Source organism: Ensifer sp., from assembly GCF_035999135.1.
GTDB lineage: Bacteria > Pseudomonadota > Alphaproteobacteria > Rhizobiales > Rhizobiaceae > Ensifer.
Genome location: NZ_DASYGZ010000023.1, coordinates 1 through 17444 on the forward strand (window position 1 = coordinate 1; position 17444 = coordinate 17444).

The 17444-nt window shown below is 62.4% G+C and carries 15 protein-coding genes; 11 read left to right on the forward strand and 4 right to left on the reverse strand.

Going from position 1 to position 17444, the window contains the following annotated elements; all coding sequences use genetic code 11:
* Window positions 1-123 precede the first annotated feature (123 nt).
* The gene (locus VGO12_RS01950) at window positions 124-1665 is read right to left on the reverse strand and encodes a sigma-54 dependent transcriptional regulator (RefSeq protein ID WP_327511067.1); all 1542 of its coding nucleotides are present in this window, start codon (window positions 1663-1665) and stop codon (window positions 124-126) included.
* Between the two features lie 188 nt (window positions 1666-1853).
* Between VGO12_RS01950 and VGO12_RS01955 the strand changes: the two genes are divergently transcribed.
* Genes VGO12_RS01955 through VGO12_RS01965 form a run of 3 tightly spaced genes read left to right on the forward strand, consistent with a single transcriptional unit; the run spans window position 1854 to window position 5595 of the window.
* Window positions 1854-3713, forward strand: coding sequence for a M3 family oligoendopeptidase (locus VGO12_RS01955; RefSeq protein ID WP_327511068.1), 1860 nt, complete (start codon window positions 1854-1856; stop codon window positions 3711-3713).
* Window positions 3714-3757: 44 nt separating this feature from the next.
* Window positions 3758-4957, forward strand: a complete 1200-nt coding sequence (locus VGO12_RS01960) for an aminodeoxychorismate synthase component I (RefSeq protein WP_327511069.1) — start codon at window positions 3758-3760, stop codon at window positions 4955-4957.
* A complete protein-coding gene (locus VGO12_RS01965; protein ID WP_327511070.1) occupies window positions 4954-5595 on the forward strand; it encodes an aminotransferase class IV family protein in 642 nt (213 codons plus the stop codon). Before VGO12_RS01960 ends, VGO12_RS01965 begins: the two co-directional genes overlap by 4 nt.
* Here VGO12_RS01965 and VGO12_RS01970 read toward each other — a convergent pair.
* Window positions 5560-6510, reverse strand: a complete 951-nt coding sequence (locus VGO12_RS01970) for a sensor domain-containing diguanylate cyclase (RefSeq protein ID WP_327511071.1) — start codon at window positions 6508-6510, stop codon at window positions 5560-5562. The two genes, VGO12_RS01965 and VGO12_RS01970, sit on opposite strands and share 36 nt — an antisense overlap.
* A gap of 147 nt (window positions 6511-6657) precedes the next feature.
* Between VGO12_RS01970 and VGO12_RS01975 the strand changes: the two genes are divergently transcribed.
* The 8 genes from VGO12_RS01975 (at window position 6658) to VGO12_RS02010 (ending at window position 16218) form a co-directional block, all read left to right on the forward strand.
* Complete coding sequence (locus VGO12_RS01975) at window positions 6658-7539, forward strand: DUF3445 domain-containing protein (protein ID WP_327511072.1); 882 nt, start codon at window positions 6658-6660, stop codon at window positions 7537-7539.
* Between the two features lie 194 nt (window positions 7540-7733).
* Window positions 7734-9185: a homospermidine synthase gene (locus VGO12_RS01980; protein ID WP_327511073.1), complete on the forward strand. Its 1452-nt coding sequence runs from the start codon at window positions 7734-7736 to the stop codon at window positions 9183-9185.
* A 173-nt stretch (window positions 9186-9358) separates the two neighbouring features.
* Entirely contained in the window at window positions 9359-9730 is a 372-nt protein-coding gene (omp10, locus tag VGO12_RS01985; RefSeq protein WP_065778670.1) for an outer membrane lipoprotein Omp10, read from the forward strand.
* Window positions 9731-9961: 231 nt separating this feature from the next.
* Window positions 9962-11842 (forward strand): 5'-nucleotidase C-terminal domain-containing protein, encoded by a 1881-nt coding sequence (locus tag VGO12_RS01990; RefSeq protein WP_327511074.1) that lies wholly within the window; start codon window positions 9962-9964, stop codon window positions 11840-11842.
* Between the two features lie 116 nt (window positions 11843-11958).
* Window positions 11959-12996 carry a ferrochelatase gene (gene hemH / locus VGO12_RS01995; RefSeq protein WP_327511075.1) on the forward strand — a complete coding sequence of 346 codons (1038 nt, stop codon included), beginning with the start codon at window positions 11959-11961 and terminating at the stop codon, window positions 12994-12996.
* A gap of 185 nt (window positions 12997-13181) precedes the next feature.
* Window positions 13182-14177: an SPFH domain-containing protein gene (locus VGO12_RS02000; protein WP_327511076.1), complete on the forward strand. Its 996-nt coding sequence runs from the start codon at window positions 13182-13184 to the stop codon at window positions 14175-14177.
* A gap of 3 nt (window positions 14178-14180) precedes the next feature.
* Window positions 14181-14639, forward strand: coding sequence for an NfeD family protein (locus VGO12_RS02005; RefSeq protein ID WP_327511077.1), 459 nt, complete (start codon window positions 14181-14183; stop codon window positions 14637-14639).
* 109 nt (window positions 14640-14748) lie between these two features.
* The gene (locus VGO12_RS02010) at window positions 14749-16218 is read left to right on the forward strand and encodes an outer membrane beta-barrel protein (RefSeq protein WP_327511078.1); all 1470 of its coding nucleotides are present in this window, start codon (window positions 14749-14751) and stop codon (window positions 16216-16218) included.
* 75 nt (window positions 16219-16293) lie between these two features.
* Here VGO12_RS02010 and galU read toward each other — a convergent pair whose 3' ends face one another.
* A complete protein-coding gene (galU, locus tag VGO12_RS02015; RefSeq protein WP_327511079.1) occupies window positions 16294-17181 on the reverse strand; it encodes a UTP--glucose-1-phosphate uridylyltransferase GalU in 888 nt (295 codons plus the stop codon).
* A 63-nt stretch (window positions 17182-17244) separates the two neighbouring features.
* On the reverse strand, window positions 17245-17444 hold a 200-nt coding region (locus VGO12_RS02020; protein ID WP_327511080.1), incomplete at its 5' end, for a hypothetical protein.

Consider the following 17444-nt stretch of genomic DNA (forward strand, 5'->3'; position numbering starts at 1 on the left):
GTGACAGCATGGCAAATATGCCACAGTCGTCACCGCCCCTTATAATATAGTGAACACTTCACTAACAAGGTCTAAACGGCGGTGACGGAATAACACGGCTAATGAAGAGTGAATGCGTCGATTTTAAGCCGCCTCTCTCAACGGGTTATCGGGATCGATGCCATAATCCTTGAGCTTGCGGTAAAGGGTCGAGCGGCCGATACCGAGCTTGCGCGCCACCTGACTCATCTGCCCGCGGTAGAATTTCAGCGCAAAACGAATCAGTTCCTCTTCCACTTCCGCAAGCTTGCGCACGTCCCCGCCCTCGTCGACACTGGCGATCGCATTGTCGAGCCGCGGGTCATGCGGCGCCTCGGGCTCCATCGATTTCTGGGCGCTGGCAAAGTCGGGATAGACGTTCGGCACCTGATCGCCTGCCCCAGTGCGTTCCGGACCGGATTCGCCCCAGGAAAAGCCGGAACGGTCGGAAATCACGTAGCCGGGTATCTGCGTGGCGATCTGCGGGAAGTCCTTGACCGTCAGCTCGTTGCCCTCGGCAAGCACGACCGCCCGGAAGATCGCGTTTTCAAGCTGGCGAATGTTGCCCGGCCAGTCATAGGCGGTCAGAAGCGCCAGCGCTCCGGACGTCACCATCAGCGGCTGGTTCAGCCGCTGCTCGGCGGCGAAACGCTCGACGAAGGAGCGCACGAGAACCGGGATGTCCTCCTTGCGACGGCGCAACGCCGGAATGGTGATCGGGAACACGTTGAGGCGATAGTAGAGGTCCTCGCGGAACCGTCCCTCGCGCACCTCGTTGATCAGGTCCTTGTTGGTGGCCGAGATCAGCCGGACGTTCACCTTCTGGGTGTGGCGTGCGCCGATCGTCTCGATTTCGCCCTGCTGCACCGCGCGCAGGAGCTTTACCTGGACCTCGAGCGGCAGGTCGCCGATCTCGTCGAGGAACAGCGTGCCCCCGTCCGCATCCACGAACTTGCCCGTATGCTTTTCCGTTGCCCCGGTGAAGGCGCCCTTCTCATGGCCGAAAAGGATGCTTTCGACCAGATTGTGCGGGATGGCGCCACAGTTGACGGTGATGAAAGGCTTGCCGGTCCGGTCGCTTGCCGACTGGATGGCGCGCGCGACCATTTCCTTGCCGACGCCGGATTCGCCTTCAAGCACGATCGGGATGTTGGACTGCGCGGCACGGCGCGCGAGGTCGATCACCCGGATCATCGCCGGGCTTGCCGAGACAATGTCTTCGAAACCGACGGCACCGCCGCGCGGACGGCGCGAGGTTTTGACCTTGCCGTCGCGGCTCGCCATCTTAAGCGCGTTGCCGATCGCAACCGACAGCCGCTCCGGGGACACCGGCTTGACCAGGAAGTCGAAAGCGCCCGCCTGCATCGCGTGCACAACGGTCTCGATGCCGCCCTGTCCGGTCTGGACGATGACGGGCGTGTCGACCCCCCGTTCGGCGAGCGCCTCGAGGAACCCGTGACCGTTCATTTCCGGCATCAGCAGGTCGAGAAGGATGACATTGATCATGCCGCCCTTCCGCTCCAAAAGCTCCAGGCCGCTGCGGCCGTTGTCGGCCAGATGCGCGACATGACCGAGACGCTCGATCATGTTCGTCAGCAACCGGCGCTGCACCGGATCGTCATCAATGACCAGAATGTGTGATGTCACGGAAGCCTCCTGCTCTGGACACGCGGTACTCTTTGGCCAACCTCATGTGCCAAATCACGTCAGGCATCTGTGCCATAAAGGGCTGAACATCATGTTTTGAGAAATGCTTGCATTTTATCCATTGCCGGCGATAGCAATGGAGACCATACCGCTTGCCTCTTCCTGTCACGAACGAGAGAAATCCGACGATGACCTTCAGCCCCTTCGCCCCCGATCAATTCGTTGCCCGCGCCGCCGCCGGACATGTCCATGGCGCCGCTGCGGATCTCGGGGACCTGCCGTCCTGGCGGCTCGAAGATCTCTATCCCTCGTCGACATCCGATGCGTTTCTGAGCGACCTGAAAAAGGCCGATGCCGGTGCCAAGGCCTTCGAAGCCAGATGGAAGGGCAAACTTTCCGAGGCTGCGCAAAAGAGCGGCGACGAAGGCATCGGCGCTGCCGTGCGTGAATTCGAGGCGCTCGAAGATGTCATGGGCCGCATCGCCTCCTTTGCCGGACTTACCTATTTCTCCGATACCTCCAAGCCCGAAAACGGCAAGCTCTACGGCGACGTGCAGTCGAAGCTGACCGACATGTCGGCGCATCTCCTGTTCTTCTCGCTGGAACTGAACCGGATCGACGATGCGATCCTCGACAAGGCGCTCGAAACCGACGCGCTCGCCGCCCACTACAAGCCCTGGCTGACGGACCTGCGCAAGGACAAACCATATCAGCTCGACGACAAGCTGGAGCAGCTGTTCCTCGAAAAGTCGATGACGGGTGCCGCGGCGTTCAACCGCCTTTTCGACGAGACGATGGCGAGCCTCACCTTCACCATCGACGGCGAGGCGCTGCCGCTCGAGGTGGCGCTGAACCTGTTGCAGGATCCGGCAACCGAGGTGCGCAAGAAGGCGGCGATGGCCCTTGCCGAAACCTTCAAGGCCAATATCCGCACCTTTACGCTGATCACCAATACGCTCGCCAAGGACAAGGAAATCTCCGACCGCTGGCGCGGCTTCGAGGATATCGCCGACAGCCGGCATCTGGCCAACCGCGTCGAGCGCGAGGTCGTCGATGCACTCGCCGAAGCCGTCAAGGCGGCCTATCCGCGGCTGTCGCATCGCTACTACACGATGAAGGCCAAGTGGCTCGGCATGAGCGAGATGGATTTCTGGGACCGCAATGCGCCGCTGCCGGAAACCCCGAACGCGCTGATCTCTTGGAACGAAGCCAAGGAAACCGTGCTTTCGGCCTACAATGCCTTCGATCCGGAGATGGCGGCGATCGCCCGCCGCTTCTTCGACGAGCGCTGGATCGATGCGCCGGTGCGCCCCGGCAAGGCGCCGGGCGCCTTCGCCCACCCGACCGTGCCCTCCGCCCATCCCTATGTTCTCGTAAACTACATGGGCAAGCCGCGCGACGTGATGACGCTCGCTCATGAACTCGGCCACGGCGTGCATCAGGTGCTGGCCGGCGGTCAGGGCGCGCTGATGGCGTCAACGCCGTTGACGCTGGCCGAAACCGCGTCCGTCTTCGGCGAGATGCTGACCTTCCGCGCCCTCCTCGACCAGACGAAGGACAAGCGCGAGCGCAAGGCGATGCTGTCCCAGAAGGTCGAGGACATGATCAACACGGTCGTGCGCCAGATCGCCTTTTACGAGTTCGAGCGCAAGGTGCACACCGCCCGCAAGGAGGGCGAGCTGACGGCGGACGACATCGGCAAGCTGTGGCTGTCGGTGCAGAACGAGAGCCTCGGCCCGGCGATCCGCATTTCCGAGGGCTACGAGACCTATTGGGCCTATATCCCCCACTTCATCCATTCGCCGTTCTACGTCTATGCCTATGCCTTCGGCGACTGCCTGGTGAACTCGCTCTATGCCGTTTACCAGAACGCCGAGAAGGGCTTCCAGGAGAAGTACTTCGAGCTTCTGAAGGCCGGTGGCACCAAGCACCACTCCGAGCTGCTCGCCCCCTTCGGCCTCGACGCCACCGATCCGTCGTTCTGGGCACAGGGACTGTCGATGATCGAGGGCCTCATCGACGAACTCGAGGCGCTTGATAACGCCTGATCCGGCACAGGTCCGGAACACGGCGCGATCGACAAGACGACTGCATGAGCGACACTGCACCCTATGTGCTGTTCCGGGATGACAGCGAAAACCGCACCACGGTTTTCGCTGAGCCTTCCCGCATCATCACCGCGCGCACCAGGGCCGAGTTCACCCGCGGACTGGCCGAACTCGAGCGTGCCCACAAGGCAGGCAAGTGGATTGCCGGTTTCATGGCCTATGAGGCCGGCCATCTCTTCGAAGAGAAACTCGCGGGCTTTGCCGAGGAAGGCCGCGAGACGCCGCTGATGTCTTTCGGCATCTTCGATGCGCCTGCGGACGACCATCCCCTTGCCGAGCCGCAGCGCCGGACCGAGAACGAACCCTTCCTGAGCGAACCCCGCGCCGGCTGGGATTTCGAGACCTATCGGACGCGCTTTGACACGCTGCACCAGCATCTTCGCCAGGGCGATTGCTACCAGGCCAACCTGACGATGCCGATCCGCGCCCGCTGGTCCGGCGACCCGCGCGCAGCCTTCTGGTCGCTGATCGACCGCCAGCCGGTGAAGTACGGTGCGCTCGTCGCACTCGACGGGCCTGTGCTTTTGTCGCGTTCGCCGGAACTCTTCTTTCGCGTTGATGCCGACGGCTGGATCGAAACGCATCCGATGAAGGGTACGGCGAGGCGCGGCGCATCGGCAGCGGAAGACGCCGAAATCATCGCCGCCATGCGCGCCGACGAGAAGACGCAGGCCGAAAACCGCATGATCGTCGACCTGCTGCGCAACGATATCTCGCGCATCACCGAAGTCGGCACGCTCGATGTGCCCAAGCTCTTCGAGATCGAGACCTACCCGACGGTGCACCAGATGGTAAGCCACGTCCGCGCCAAGCTTCTGCCGGACATCGGGCTCAGGGACATCTTCGCCGCGCTATTTCCCTGCGGCTCGATCACCGGCGCCCCGAAGATCCGGGCCATGGAAATCCTGCACGACCTGGAGGATGGCCCCCGCGACGCCTATTGCGGCGCCATCGGCTTCATCGCCCCGAGCGGGGTGATGCGCTTCAGCGTCGCGATCCGGACAATCTCGCTTTTTGAGAATGGCGAGGCCGTCTTCAATGTCGGCGGCGGCATCGTCTTCGACAGCAACGCCCCGTCCGAATACGAGGAATGCCTGCTGAAGGCCCGCTTCGCCGTCGGCGACGGATCGATCGCGCTCGGCGACGCTGCTGTCGCGCCCGATGACGATGGGATCGCGCGATGACGGATTTTTCGCTGATCGAAACCCTGCGTTACGAGCGCACCAGCGGTTTCGTTCGGCTGCGCCTGCATCTCGCCCGGCTGCGGCGTTCCGCCCGGCGCCTGGGAATGTCCGGCGTGGAAGGCGCCGAAGCGGCATTGCACGAAGCGGTGGGAAGGGCAAATTGCACCGACCAGGCTGCAGCACTGCGCGTTCGCCTTGAGCTTCTCCCCGATGGCCGCATCGAGGTGAAGACCGCCCCTTTCATGCCCCTGGCGGAAGACGCGGTTTGGCGGGTTCGGATCGCCGCGGAGCGGTTGAATTCCAGCAATCCATTGCTGCGCTACAAGACCAGCCGGCGCGCGGCCTATGAGGCGGCGCGCGCCGAATTCGCGGCTGATGAGGCCGACGAGGTTCTGCTGCTGAACGAGAAGGATGAGGTTTGCGAGGGCACCATCACCTCGATCTTCCTTGATGACGGCAGCGGCGCCCTGAAGACGCCGCCCGTCGCCTGCGGCTTGCTTGCAGGCGTCCTTCGCACCGAACTGATCTGCCAGCGGCGGGCCCGTGTCGCCCGGCTTTCGCCCGTCGACCTCGCACGCGGCACGCTCTATGTCGGCAACTCGCTAAGGGGCCTGATCCGGGTGAACCTCCTGGTCTGAGCCGGGAAGCGTGTGGCGCCTGACCTGGTCCCTGCCATCGCGCTTGGCAAGGTAGAGCGCCTGATCGGCGCGGGCGTAGAGGTCGCTCACCGTGTCGCCGTCGCGATACTCCGCAACCCCGACCGAACAGGTGTAGAAGAACTCCGGGATATTTTCGAGCGGGCGGGAATTGCGCACCCGCTCGAGCAGGCGGTCGAGAATGCGGTGGCCCTCGCTGATGGTGGTATCCGGCAGGATGAGCATGAACTCCTCGCCGCCGATCCGGCCGAAACAATCCGAGCGGCGCACGAATTCCTGCATCTGGCGCGCGAAATCGAGCAGAACCTCGTCGCCGCGCTGGTGCCCGTGGCGATCATTGATCGCCTTGAAATAGTCGATGTCGATGATCGCCACGCAACCCCACATATGCGGGTTTTCGGCGCAATTGGCGACAAACTCGGTGAGCCGTCCCATCGTGTAGCGACGGTTGGGAACGCTCGTCAGTTCATCGACCTGGGCCGCTCGCAGGGCGAAGTCGCGGTCCTGCCTGAGCTCGCGTTCTTCCGCATGGATCGTCGTGACGTCGACGGCGATGCACAGCATGCAGCCGTCCGCGTCCACCGTCTCCGTCATCCACATCCAGCGACCGTCATGCAGGTCGGTTTCCATGGCGCGGAACGGAACCTTGCCGCGCCGATGCATCGTCGAGGCGATCCAGGCATCGATGTCTTCGGTCTTCAGGATCGTTCCGTGGCCGGCGGCATGGTTCCGGCGCATGATTTCCTCCCAGGTCGGGCTTTCATCCGGGCCGACATGGTAGGCTGTGCGGAATGCCGGATTGGCAAAACGCAATCGATCGTGCTGATCGTAGAGTGCGATCAGCACGGGTGTTTTACTCTGTAGGGCCGCAAGGGCCTTGAGATGACTACCGGTCACGGTCTGTCACGCCTCCGGGAACTATCAATCATGGCGCGAAGCGAATGCTTCTACCCTAGCTATAGCACGAACCGCTTGTGACAAGCGTTTCACCGTGCGAAACGATAGGGAATATGGTTAAATCGCAACCTGGACCGGCCGCCGAGCATGAAGCATACGCCTTACGACGGTTCTTCCAAGCCTTTCACCATCGGCCTTGCGCAGCTGGATCCCGATCGCTGGATCGAGCCTGACCACCTTCTGCAGCACTATCTCGATGAAAAGAAGCGCCTGTTGAAACAGGACCGCAACGTGGTTTTCGCCGCCGCCCACGACAGCATCGACGCGCAGCGCGAATTGCTCGCCCTCATCGTGGACCACCTCCCGGCGCGGTATCCCGAGATCTATCGGCGCGACGGTGATACGATGATCGCCGGCAGCGGCGAGCGCGTCGCGCTCGACGGCGACGTCCCGCTCGTCGTCGCCGGGTCCCTCGTTCAGGACGATCTGGCGATCATGATGAAGACGGGCGACGGATGGCGGCTCGAGGCCGGCTATGTCGCCTTCCCCTCCTCCTGGTCGCTCGCGGAAAAATACGGCCGCACCATGAACGAGATTCATGGCCCCGTTCCCGGTTTCGAAGAGGGCACCCGCAATGCCGATCTCATCGCCCGCATGTTCGACAACCTTCCACCCGGCCGTTTCGTCGAGCGCTTCAACTGGGCGGTCAACATCGACGGTGGACTGCATCTGCCGAAATCGAAGTCCGAGGGCGTGGCCGCCGAAGCAATCGCGCTGACGGAGGAGCGCACGTTCATTCGCATCGAGCGGCAGACCTTGCGCAAGCTGCCTGAGACCGGCGCAATCGTCTTCACGATCCGGATCTATTCCGACCCGCTGTCGATCTTGAGAAGCCGGCCCGACGCGGCGACGCTGGCGCACTCTTTCGTCGAGCAGCTGCGCGCGCTCACCTTGCCGCAGGCGGCCTACAAGGGCCTTGTCAGCAAGCGGGATTCGTTGATTTCATCACTCATTTCGATCGCGGGTTAAGCACACCCTCAAATAGCGGTTGACCTGCCGGCTCTTTATTGTGACAGCAATCTATGCTCTACAGCGCCCGCGTGCCTTCAAAAGGCGCCAACGCCGCTGCGGCACATTGATCAAGCCGGAACAACGGCGCCAGCCGATTCCTCATGCTTCGTCACCCACCCTCACAGGGAAGTTTTCTCAGGAGTAAGACAAAAATGGCAGATACCACCTACCCGGTTTACGGCGAGATCACCGGTCCGATCGTCATGATCGGTTTCGGCTCGATCGGTCGCGGCACCTTGCCGCTGATCGAGCGCCACTTCAAATACGACAAGAACCGGTTGATCGTGGTCGAGCCCCGTGAGGATGCTGCCGATAACGAGATCTTCGAACGCCACGGCGTGCGCCACGTCCGTGCTCACGTGACGAAGGACAACTACAAGGAACTCCTGAAGCCGCTCCTGACCGAAGGCGAAGGCCAGGGCTTCTGCGTCAACCTGTCGGTCGACACCGGCTCGGTCGACCTGATGCGGATGTGCCGCAAGCTTGACGTTCTCTATATCGACACGGTCGTCGAGCCGTGGCTCGGCTTCTATTTCGACAGCGAAATGGACAATGCCGACCGCACCAACTACGCCCTGCGCGAAACCCTGCGCAAGGAAAAGGAAAAGAACCCGGGCGGCACGACCGCGGTTTCCACCTGCGGCGCCAACCCGGGCATGGTGTCCTGGTTCGTCAAGCAGGGCCTTCTGAACCTCGCAAACGACCTGGGCGTCAAGTATGACGAGCCACATCAGGACGACCGCGAAGGCTGGGCCAAGCTGATGAAGAAGGTCGGCGTCAAGGGCGTTCACATCGCCGAGCGCGACACCCAGCGCACCAAGAACCCGAAGCCGTTCAACACCTTCTGGAACACCTGGTCGGTCGAAGGCTTCATCTCTGAAGGCCTGCAGCCGGCCGAGCTCGGCTGGGGCACCCATGAGAACTGGATGCCGAAGAACGCCAAGAAGCACAAGAAGGGCTGCAAGGCGGCGATCTACCTGGAGCAGCCGGGCGCCAACACCCGCGTGCGCACCTGGTGCCCGACCCCCGGCCCGCAGTACGGCTTCCTCGTCACCCACAACGAGGCGATCTCGATCTCGGACTTCTTCACCGTTCGTGACAAGGACGGCGAAGTGAGCTACCGCCCGACCTGCCACTACGCCTATCATCCGGCCAACGACGCCGTTCTGTCGCTGCACGAGATGTTCGGCAACGGCGGCAACGCCCAGCCGGTGCACCACGTGCTTGACGAGAAGGAACTCGTCGACGGCGTCGACGAACTCGGCGTGCTGCTCTACGGTCACGACAAGAACGCCTACTGGTACGGTTCGCGCCTGTCGCTCGAGGAAACCCGCCGCATCGCTCCCTACCAGAACGCCACCGGCCTGCAGGTGACCTCCGCGGTTCTGGCCGGCATGGTCTGGGCGATCGAGAACCCGAAGTCCGGCATCGTCGAAGCCGACGAGATGGACTACAAGCGGTGCCTCGAAGTGCAGCTGCAGTACCTCGGCCCGGTCGAAGGTCACTACACCGACTGGACCCCGCTCGATGGCCGCCCGGGCCTCTTCCCCGAGGACATCGACACCAAGGACCCGTGGCAGTTCAAGAACATTCTCGTTCGCTAAGCTTTTGACGTAAAACGTCATCCGGCCCGGGGCGCAGTCGCGCCCCGGGCTTTTTCATCGAGATGGGAAAAGGCAGAGGCCGAAGCCGGCCGCTCTTGCTTTCAACTCATGATCGCGGCATGGTCATGCCGGAATTCAGCAATCCGCTCGGCCCAATGCGGGGGAAATCGCCTATGAAGCCATTCGCAGTCCTGACCCTACTCGCAACCGCCGCGGCCCTGGCCTCCTGCCAGTCGTCGCCCCGGGTCTACGATGGGGGCGGCCCGCCGGCGCAGCAGGCAAGCGGTGTCGAAGGCTCCTGGGTCGATCCAAACGGCATCGTCTCCACATTCGCGGGCGGAACCTTCTCGACCCGCACGACCGACACCAATCAGCTGCTCGCCTCGGGCAACTACGTCAAGACGAGCCCGACGCTTGTCGAGATCAACATGACCTCATTGGTGCGCAACACCCAGTCCAAGGTCGCTTGCGCCCTGGTCACCCAGAACCAGCTCAACTGCACCACGGACGCCGGTGCGCAGTTCTCGCTGGCGCGGCGCGGCTAATACAGCAAGCAGGAAACTACAAAAGCCTCCGCCCGGAGGCTTTTTTCGTTTCAGCGCCACGACTTAACCTTAACGGTAAACCCGACACCCAGAGCATGGTTTTAGCGCTTGAAGTCGCCTCCAAGTGATGAAACCATCCGCCCCGGCAAAGCCACCCCGACCGTGGGGACCGGATCCTCTTGGTGGGTGCGGATACGGTCGGCAGACAACAGGCGAAAACAGGAGAACATCATGATCAGACACGTGAGGACCGGCCTGATGACCGCGTCCATTCTTGCCCTATCTTCGGGCGCGGCCTTCGCCGATTATGAGTTGAACATCCTGCATATCAACGACCTGCATTCGCGCATCGAATCGATCAACAAGTTCGATTCGACCTGCTCGGCCGAAGAGGAAGGCAAGAACGAGTGCTTCGGCGGCGTTGCCCGTCTGAAAGCCCTGATCGACCAGAAGCGCCAGGAGCTCTCCGGCAAGAATGTGCTGCTCCTGAACGCCGGCGACAATTTCCAGGGTTCGCTGTTCTTCACCACCTACAAGGGCCTGGCAGAAGCCGAATTCCTCAACCTGATGAAGTTCGACGCGATGACCGTCGGAAACCATGAGTTCGACGAGAGCGAAGATGGTCTCGCCGGCTTCCTCGACAAGATCCAGTTCCCGGTCGTGACCGCCAACGTGCTTCCGAGCTTCAAGTCGAAGATCGGCGACCGCATCAAGCCGTCGATCGTGCTCGATGTTGGCGGCCAGAAGGTCGGGATCGTCGGCGCGGTTGCCAACGATACGCCGGAACTCTCTTCGCCCGGCCCGGATATCCTGATCGGCGACGATGTCGCAACCACGACCGCCCAGGTCGAGGAACTGAAGAAGCAGGGCGTCGACAAGATCATCGCGCTCACCCATGTCGGCTACCCGCGCGATCTGGCGGCAATCGCCAAGATCCCGGATGTCGACGTTGTCGTCGGGGGCCACTCGCACAGCCTGTTGTCGAACACCGATGCGAAAGCCGAGGGTCCCTACCCGACGATGGTCGACAACCCCGGCGGCTACAAGGTCCCCGTCGTGCAGGCCGGTTCCTATTCCAAATATCTCGGCGACCTGGTCGTCACCTTCGACGACAAGGGCGTCGTCAAGGCCGCCAAGGGCGATCCGATCCTCGTCGACTCGTCCGTCAAGCCGGATGAAGCGGTGCTCGCGCGTGTTGCCGAACTCGGCAAGCCGATCGAGGAACTGCGCAACAAGATCATTGCCAAGACCGAAGCGCCGATCGACGGCTCGCGCGACAATTGCCGCGCCAGGGAATGCGAAATGGGCAGCCTCCTGACCGACGCCATGCTCGACCGCGTCAAGGGCCAGGGCGTGACGATCGCCATCACCAACGGCGGCGGCCTGCGCGCTTCCATCGATGCGGGCGACGTTTCGATGGGCGAGGCCATCACCGTGCTGCCGTTCCAGAACACGGTTGCGACCTTCCAGATCAAGGGTGACGGCATCCGCGAAGCGCTGGAAAACGGCCTTAGCAAGCTCGAAGAAGCCGGTGGCCGCTTCCCGCAGGTGGCCGGCATGAAATACGCCTTCGACAAGTCGAAGCCGGTCGGCAGCCGCGTCGTCGCGGTGGAAGTCAAGGAAGGCGAGACTTACGTCCCGCTCGATCCGGCCAAGACCTATTCGCTGGTCACCAACAACTACATGCGCAATGGCGGCGACGGCTACGACGTCTTCAAGACGAAGGGTGAAAACGCCTACGACTACGGTCCGGGCCTCGAAACGGTGCTTGCCGATTACCTCGCGGCTCACCAGCCGTTCAAGCCCTACACCGATGGGCGCATCACCGAGGTCGCTTCGGCCGCAGGCGCTGCGACGACCGAGCAACCGGCAGCCGAGGCAAAGCCGGCAGCCGGCGCCACGGCAACGCAGCCGGCTGCGACCGCCGGCGGCACGACGGCTGCAGCCAGCGGCCCGCAGAAGCACGTGATTGCCAAGGGCGATACGCTCTGGGACCTCGCCAAGGCGTTCTACGGCGATGGCGCGCTCTGGGCGAAGATCTCCGCAGCCAACGGCAAGCCGGCGCCGCGCCACCTGCATGTCGGCACGGAACTGGAGATTCCGACAAAGTAAGACAATTTGCCTCTCCTTTCAGGGCCGGCGCGGGCTTCCCCGCGCCGGCTTTTCTTTTTAGAAGGGTTTGAAACCGAAAGCAGTGTTCCGATCGAACGGGACCGACGAGGACCGAGATGACCGATCAGCCTGCCGTGAGCACCCCTGCCAACCACCCTTCCGTCGACTCCGGAAAGGTCGGTATTCTCCTGGTCAATCTCGGCACGCCCGATGGCACCGACTACACCTCGATGCGCCGGTACCTGAAGGAGTTCCTGACCGATCGCCGGGTGATCGAATGGTCGCGGCTGTTCTGGTACCCGATCCTGTTCGGCATCGTGCTCAACACCCGCCCCGGCAAGGTCGGCAAGGCCTACGAGATGATCTGGAACAAGGATCTGAACGAGAGCTATCTCAGGACCTACACCCGCAACCAGGCGACGCTGATGGCAAAGAGCTTTGCCGAACAGCCCAACGTGATCGTCGACTGGGGCATGCGCTACGGCCAGCCGTCGATTGCCTCGCGCATGGAAGCACTGCAGAAGGCCGGGTGCGAGCGCATCCTCGTCTTCCCGCTCTATCCGCAATATGCGGCGGCGACCACGGCAACCGTCAACGACAAGGCCTTCGAAGCGCTTTTGAAGATGCGCTGGCAGCCGGCGCTGCGCACGGTCCCGCCCTATCACGACGACCCTGTTTACATCGACGCTCTCGCGACCTCGATTAAACGCCATCTGGCGACGCTCGACTGGGAGCCGGAAGTGGTGCTCACCTCCTTCCACGGAATCCCGAAAAGCTATTTCGACAAGGGCGACCCCTATTATTGCCAGTGCCAAAAGACCGCGCGACTTTTGCGCGAAAAGCTCGGCTGGTCGAAGGAGAAGCTGCAGGTCACCTTCCAGTCACGCTTCGGCCCCGAGGAATGGCTGCAGCCCTACACTGACAAGACGGTCGAAAAGCTCGCGCAGGACGGCGTCAAGCGCATTGCCGTCCTCAACCCAGGCTTCGTTTCGGACTGTCTGGAAACGCTGGAAGAGATCGCCGAACAGGCGGCCGAGAGCTTCCATCACAACGGCGGCGAGAAGTTCGCCCACATCCCCTGCCTCAACGACAGCGCCGAAGGCATGGCCGTGCTCGAGCATGTCGTACGCCGGGAACTCGCCGGCTGGCTTTGACCCCCTCATTGCGACACCCGCTTGAAAACCGGCAGGCGATCACCACCTCCAGATGAAGGAACGCCGCCGTTGCGGCGTTCTAACATTTTGAATCTACGCGTAATCCACTGAAACCGATTCCGCCGGCAAACGGAATGCGCTAGAGTGCAGCCTCAGGTCGCAGTTGCAATTTAAGGGGGTATATCTTGGGCGGGATGGATATCGTCGTCATTGGTTTCGCAGTTCTGATCATCCTGGTCCTCTTCATGGGGATCAAGACGGTGCCGCAGGGCTACCGCTATACGATCGAGCGCTTCGGTCGTTACACCAAAACGCTGGAGCCGGGCCTCAACCTGATCGTTCCCTTCATCGACCGCATCGGCGCCAAGATGAACGTGATGGAACAGGTGCTCGACGTTCCGACCCAGGAGGTCATCACCAAGGACAATGCCAGCGTCTCGGCCGATGCCGTCGCCTTCTATCAGATCCTGAACGCGGCGCAGGCCGCCTACCAGGTCGCGCATCTGGAAAACGCCATCCTCAACCTGACGATGACCAACATCCGCTCGGTCATGGGCTCGATGGATCTCGACGAGCTGTTGTCGAACCGCGATACGATCAACGACAGGCTGCTGCACGTCGTCGACGAAGCTGCCAGCCCCTGGGGCATCAAGATCACCCGCATCGAGATCAAGGATATCGCGCCGCCGAAGGATCTCGTCGACGCCATGGCCCGGCAGATGAAGGCCGAGCGCGAAAAGCGCGCGCAGGTGCTCGAAGCCGAAGGCGCCAGAAACGCCCAGATCCTGCGCGCCGAAGGCGCCAAGCAGTCGGCGATCCTGCAGGCCGAGGGCCAGCGCGAAGCAGCTTTCCGCGACGCCGAAGCCCGCGAGCGTCTCGCCGAAGCCGAGGCAAAGGCGACGAAGATGGTCTCCGAGGCCATTGCTGCCGGCGACGTACAGGCGATCAACTACTTCGTTGCCCAGAAGTACACCGAGGCGCTTGCCTCGATCGGCACCGCCAACAACCAGAAGATCGTGCTGATGCCGATGGAGGCCTCGGCGCTGATCGGCTCGCTCGGCGGTATCGGCGCCATTGCCAGGGAAGTCTTCGGCGACAGCTCAGGCCCGGCCGAGCGTCCACGCCAATCGGCCCCGCGCACGACGCCCGCCGTTTCGAGCGATCCTTCGCGAGGGAAGTAAGCGATGATCAAGAGCGCCATTCAAGAACTCGGGCCCTGGAGCTGGTGGGTTCTGGGCTTCGTGCTGCTCGCAGCCGAACTCGTCGCTCCGGGCGTGTTCCTGATCTGGATCGGCCTTGCCGCACTCATTGTCGGCATCCTCTCCCTGTTGCTGTGGGACGTCGGTCTCTGGACGTGGCAAGTGCAACTCGTGCTCTTCGCGCTGTTGTCGGTCGCCACTGTTCTGCTCGGCCGCCGTTTCTTTCTTTCTTCGTCGGAGGTCAGCGACGAGCCGCTCTTGAACCAGCGCGCCGAAAGCCTCGTCGGTCGCACGGCCGTGCTGGAAAAACCGATTGCCGAGGGCCGCGGCCGCATCCGGCTCGACGATACGTTCTGGATCGTCGAGGGCCCCGATCTGCCGGTTGGCGCAAGAGTGCGCGTCGTTTCCTCCCATGGCCGCAACCTGACGGTCGAGAGCGTTTGAACCGCAAGCGGCTGATGCCGCGAGGTTTTTCGCTGTTGGAAACGATTGCTTAACCACGTCGCTTTACGATTGCGAAAGGATTGCAATCAGGCTCGTGGACAAACGGCATATGGTGCCAGGCTCATTTCGCTCGACCAGGGGAGACGCGCGGCGTTCGACGTCGCTGGCGCTGCTGTTGGCCGGCACCGCTCTCCTTTTTCCCGCGCCGCTGAGCGCCCAGACGGCCCCGACGCCGACGACCACCTACGGCACGGTCGCCGGCACGGGCACGGCGCCGACGGCCACAGCAACCGCGACATCGGCCACGACACCCGCAATCACCGATCCGCAAACCACCGGCGCCGTCAGCAGCGACGACCTGACACCGGCCTCGAACGAAGATTACCTCCGCCAGAACCAGCGCGAGCCGACGATCGACGGCCTCAGGCTGCGCAGCTACAATCCGGAATACGACCGCGCGCCGGGCGTGCGCATCGGCACCTTCACGCTGCGCCCTGAAGTCAGCGAGACGATCAACCACGAATGGCGCAAGGACGGCGATACCAAGACGAACCGCGGTTATCTCGAGACGGGCATTCGGGGCACGCTGACCTCGGACTGGTCGCGCCATCAGCTGACCGTGACCGGCGAAGGCGTGCTGCAGAACAACATCTCCGGAGAGGGCGAGGAAGAGCCACGCGCCGATGTCGACGCCGAACTGCGGCTGGATCTGTGGGACGAGACGGTCGCGCGACTGCGCGCCGGCTACAGCTTCGAACGCGAGGACGCCGACGATCCGAACGCGATTTCGAACGCCAAGGACCAGTCCGCCGTCAACACCTACCGTCTTGGCGCCGCCATCGAGCGCGACTTCGGCCTGATCCGCGGCTCGGTCGGCATCGACTTCGACCGGCGCACCTATGGCGACGTCGAGCTCGAGAACGGCACCAACCTCTCGGTCAAATACCGCAACCGCAACACCGGCACGCTGACCGCCCGCGTCGGGTACGAGCTTTCTCCGGCATTGATCCCCTTCATCGAGGGTTCCGTCGGCAAATCGCTCTATGACCTGCGCGAGGATCCGCTCGGCTTCGAGCGCTCCTACCAGACCTATGCCGGTCGCGGCGGCATCGAGCTCGACCTCGGCGAGAAGCTTTATGGCGAGCTTGGCATCGGCTATGAAACCTACAATTTCGAGGACGGCCGGCTTGGCGATATCAGCGGCCTTTCGGTTGATGGCCGCCTCAACTGGTCGCCGCAGCGCGGCACCGACGTGCTCTTCGCGATATCGACCGACCTCAACCCGTCAACGACGCCGGGCGATGCCGGTTCGATCGACTACAACCTCACCAACATCATCACCCACCAGATGCGCTCGGATCTGGTGGCGCGCCTGACCAACAACCTGACCCTGCGCAACTATCCCTCGGACGCCCGCTCGTCGGACGAGACCACCTGGCGCACCGGCGCGGGCCTCACCTACGACATCAATCGCTACCTCGCACTGACCGGCGACGTCAGCTACGAGCGCACGACACGGGACCGCGGCGATACGACCGATATCACCCGTATCGGTGTCGGGCTGACCCTGCGCCGCTGAGGCAATCCGCTATTCCGGGTACGAAAAAGGCCGCGCCCGATGGACGCGGCCTTCCGACCTTTGAGAAGAGATCGGTTACTTGAGGCCGGCGAGCAGCGACTTCAGCGGACCTTCAACGGTCGGGCGGATGTCGCCCCGCTCAAGCGCGAAGGCGACGTTGGCCAGGATGAAGCCGTCCTTGGCGCCACAGTCATAGGTATCGCCGCGGAAGTGATAGGCGGCGAATTGCTGATTGTCGGAAAGCTTCAGCATGCCGTCGGTCAGCTGGATCTCGTTGCCGGCGCCACGCTCCTGCTTTTCGAGAATCGGGAAGATTTCCGGCTGCAGGATATAGCGGCCGTTGATGAAGAAGTTGGAGGGTGCGGTGCCCGGTGCCGGCTTCTCGACCATCTTGGTGATCTTGAAGCCTTCGCCCACCTTGTCGCCGACGCCGACGATACCATACTTGTGGGCCTGGTCGGGGGCGCATTCCTCAACCGCGATGACGTTGCCGCCGCTCTGCTCATAGAGCTCGACCATGCCCTTGAGGCAGCCCTTCTCGCCCTTCATGATCATGTCCGGCAGGAGCAGCGCGAAGGGCTCGTTGCCGACGAGATCACGGGCACACCAGACGGCATGGCCAAGACCGAGCGGCGCCTGCTGGCGGGTGAAGCTGGTCGTTCCCGCCTTCGGCAGGATGCGGTCGAGCAGTTCGATCTCGATCTTCTTGTTGCGCTCGCGCAGCGTCTGGTCGAGTTCGACCTGGATGTCGAAATAGTCTTCGATGACCGCCTTACTGCGGCCCGTCACGAAGATCAGATGCTCGATACCCGCTTCCAGCGCCTCGTCGACCACATATTGAATGACCGGCTTGTCCACCACCGTCAGCATTTCCTTCGGCACGGCCTTTGTCGCCGGCAGGAAACGTGTGCCCAGGCCTGCGACCGGGAACACGGCTTTGCGGACTTTACGCTTGTCGGTCATCGATACCTCCTTGAAAGGATTTCACTCATCAGTCTTGTCAGTCTTGCCGAATGATCCCGGACCTCAATCTGCCCGAAACCATACAGCGGTCCGTAATGGAGCCGCAATCTCTATGCCGTCACCTGAACACAGCATGAACCGACGAAACAAATGCATATGCGAACTCCACGACCAAGGCTTGACATTTTCTGCAGCCGAAGACGCCACCACAATTTCATGGTAAAGGGTTTGTTGACCACGTTTCTGTAGATTCGTTGCAATCC

What these genes read in the sequence shown, in the direction of transcription:
- VGO12_RS01960 (WP_327511069.1), top strand. Translation starts at nt 3,758, where the DNA reads ATGAGCGACACTGCACCCTATGTGCTGTTCCGGGATGACAGCGAAAAC.
- VGO12_RS01980 (WP_327511073.1), top strand. Translation starts at nt 7,734, where the DNA reads ATGGCAGATACCACCTACCCGGTTTACGGCGAGATCACCGGTCCGATC.
- VGO12_RS01990 (WP_327511074.1), top strand. Translation starts at nt 9,962, where the DNA reads ATGATCAGACACGTGAGGACCGGCCTGATGACCGCGTCCATTCTTGCC.
- VGO12_RS02005 (WP_327511077.1), top strand. Translation starts at nt 14,181, where the DNA reads ATGATCAAGAGCGCCATTCAAGAACTCGGGCCCTGGAGCTGGTGGGTT.
- VGO12_RS01975 (WP_327511072.1), top strand. Translation starts at nt 6,658, where the DNA reads ATGAAGCATACGCCTTACGACGGTTCTTCCAAGCCTTTCACCATCGGC.
- VGO12_RS01965 (WP_327511070.1), top strand. Translation starts at nt 4,954, where the DNA reads ATGACGGATTTTTCGCTGATCGAAACCCTGCGTTACGAGCGCACCAGC.
- VGO12_RS01955 (WP_327511068.1), top strand. Translation starts at nt 1,854, where the DNA reads ATGACCTTCAGCCCCTTCGCCCCCGATCAATTCGTTGCCCGCGCCGCC.
- galU (WP_327511079.1), bottom strand. Translation starts at nt 17,181, where the DNA reads ATGACCGACAAGCGTAAAGTCCGCAAAGCCGTGTTCCCGGTCGCAGGC.
- omp10 (WP_065778670.1), top strand. Translation starts at nt 9,359, where the DNA reads ATGAAGCCATTCGCAGTCCTGACCCTACTCGCAACCGCCGCGGCCCTG.
- hemH (WP_327511075.1), top strand. Translation starts at nt 11,959, where the DNA reads ATGACCGATCAGCCTGCCGTGAGCACCCCTGCCAACCACCCTTCCGTC.
- VGO12_RS02010 (WP_327511078.1), top strand. Translation starts at nt 14,749, where the DNA reads ATGGTGCCAGGCTCATTTCGCTCGACCAGGGGAGACGCGCGGCGTTCG.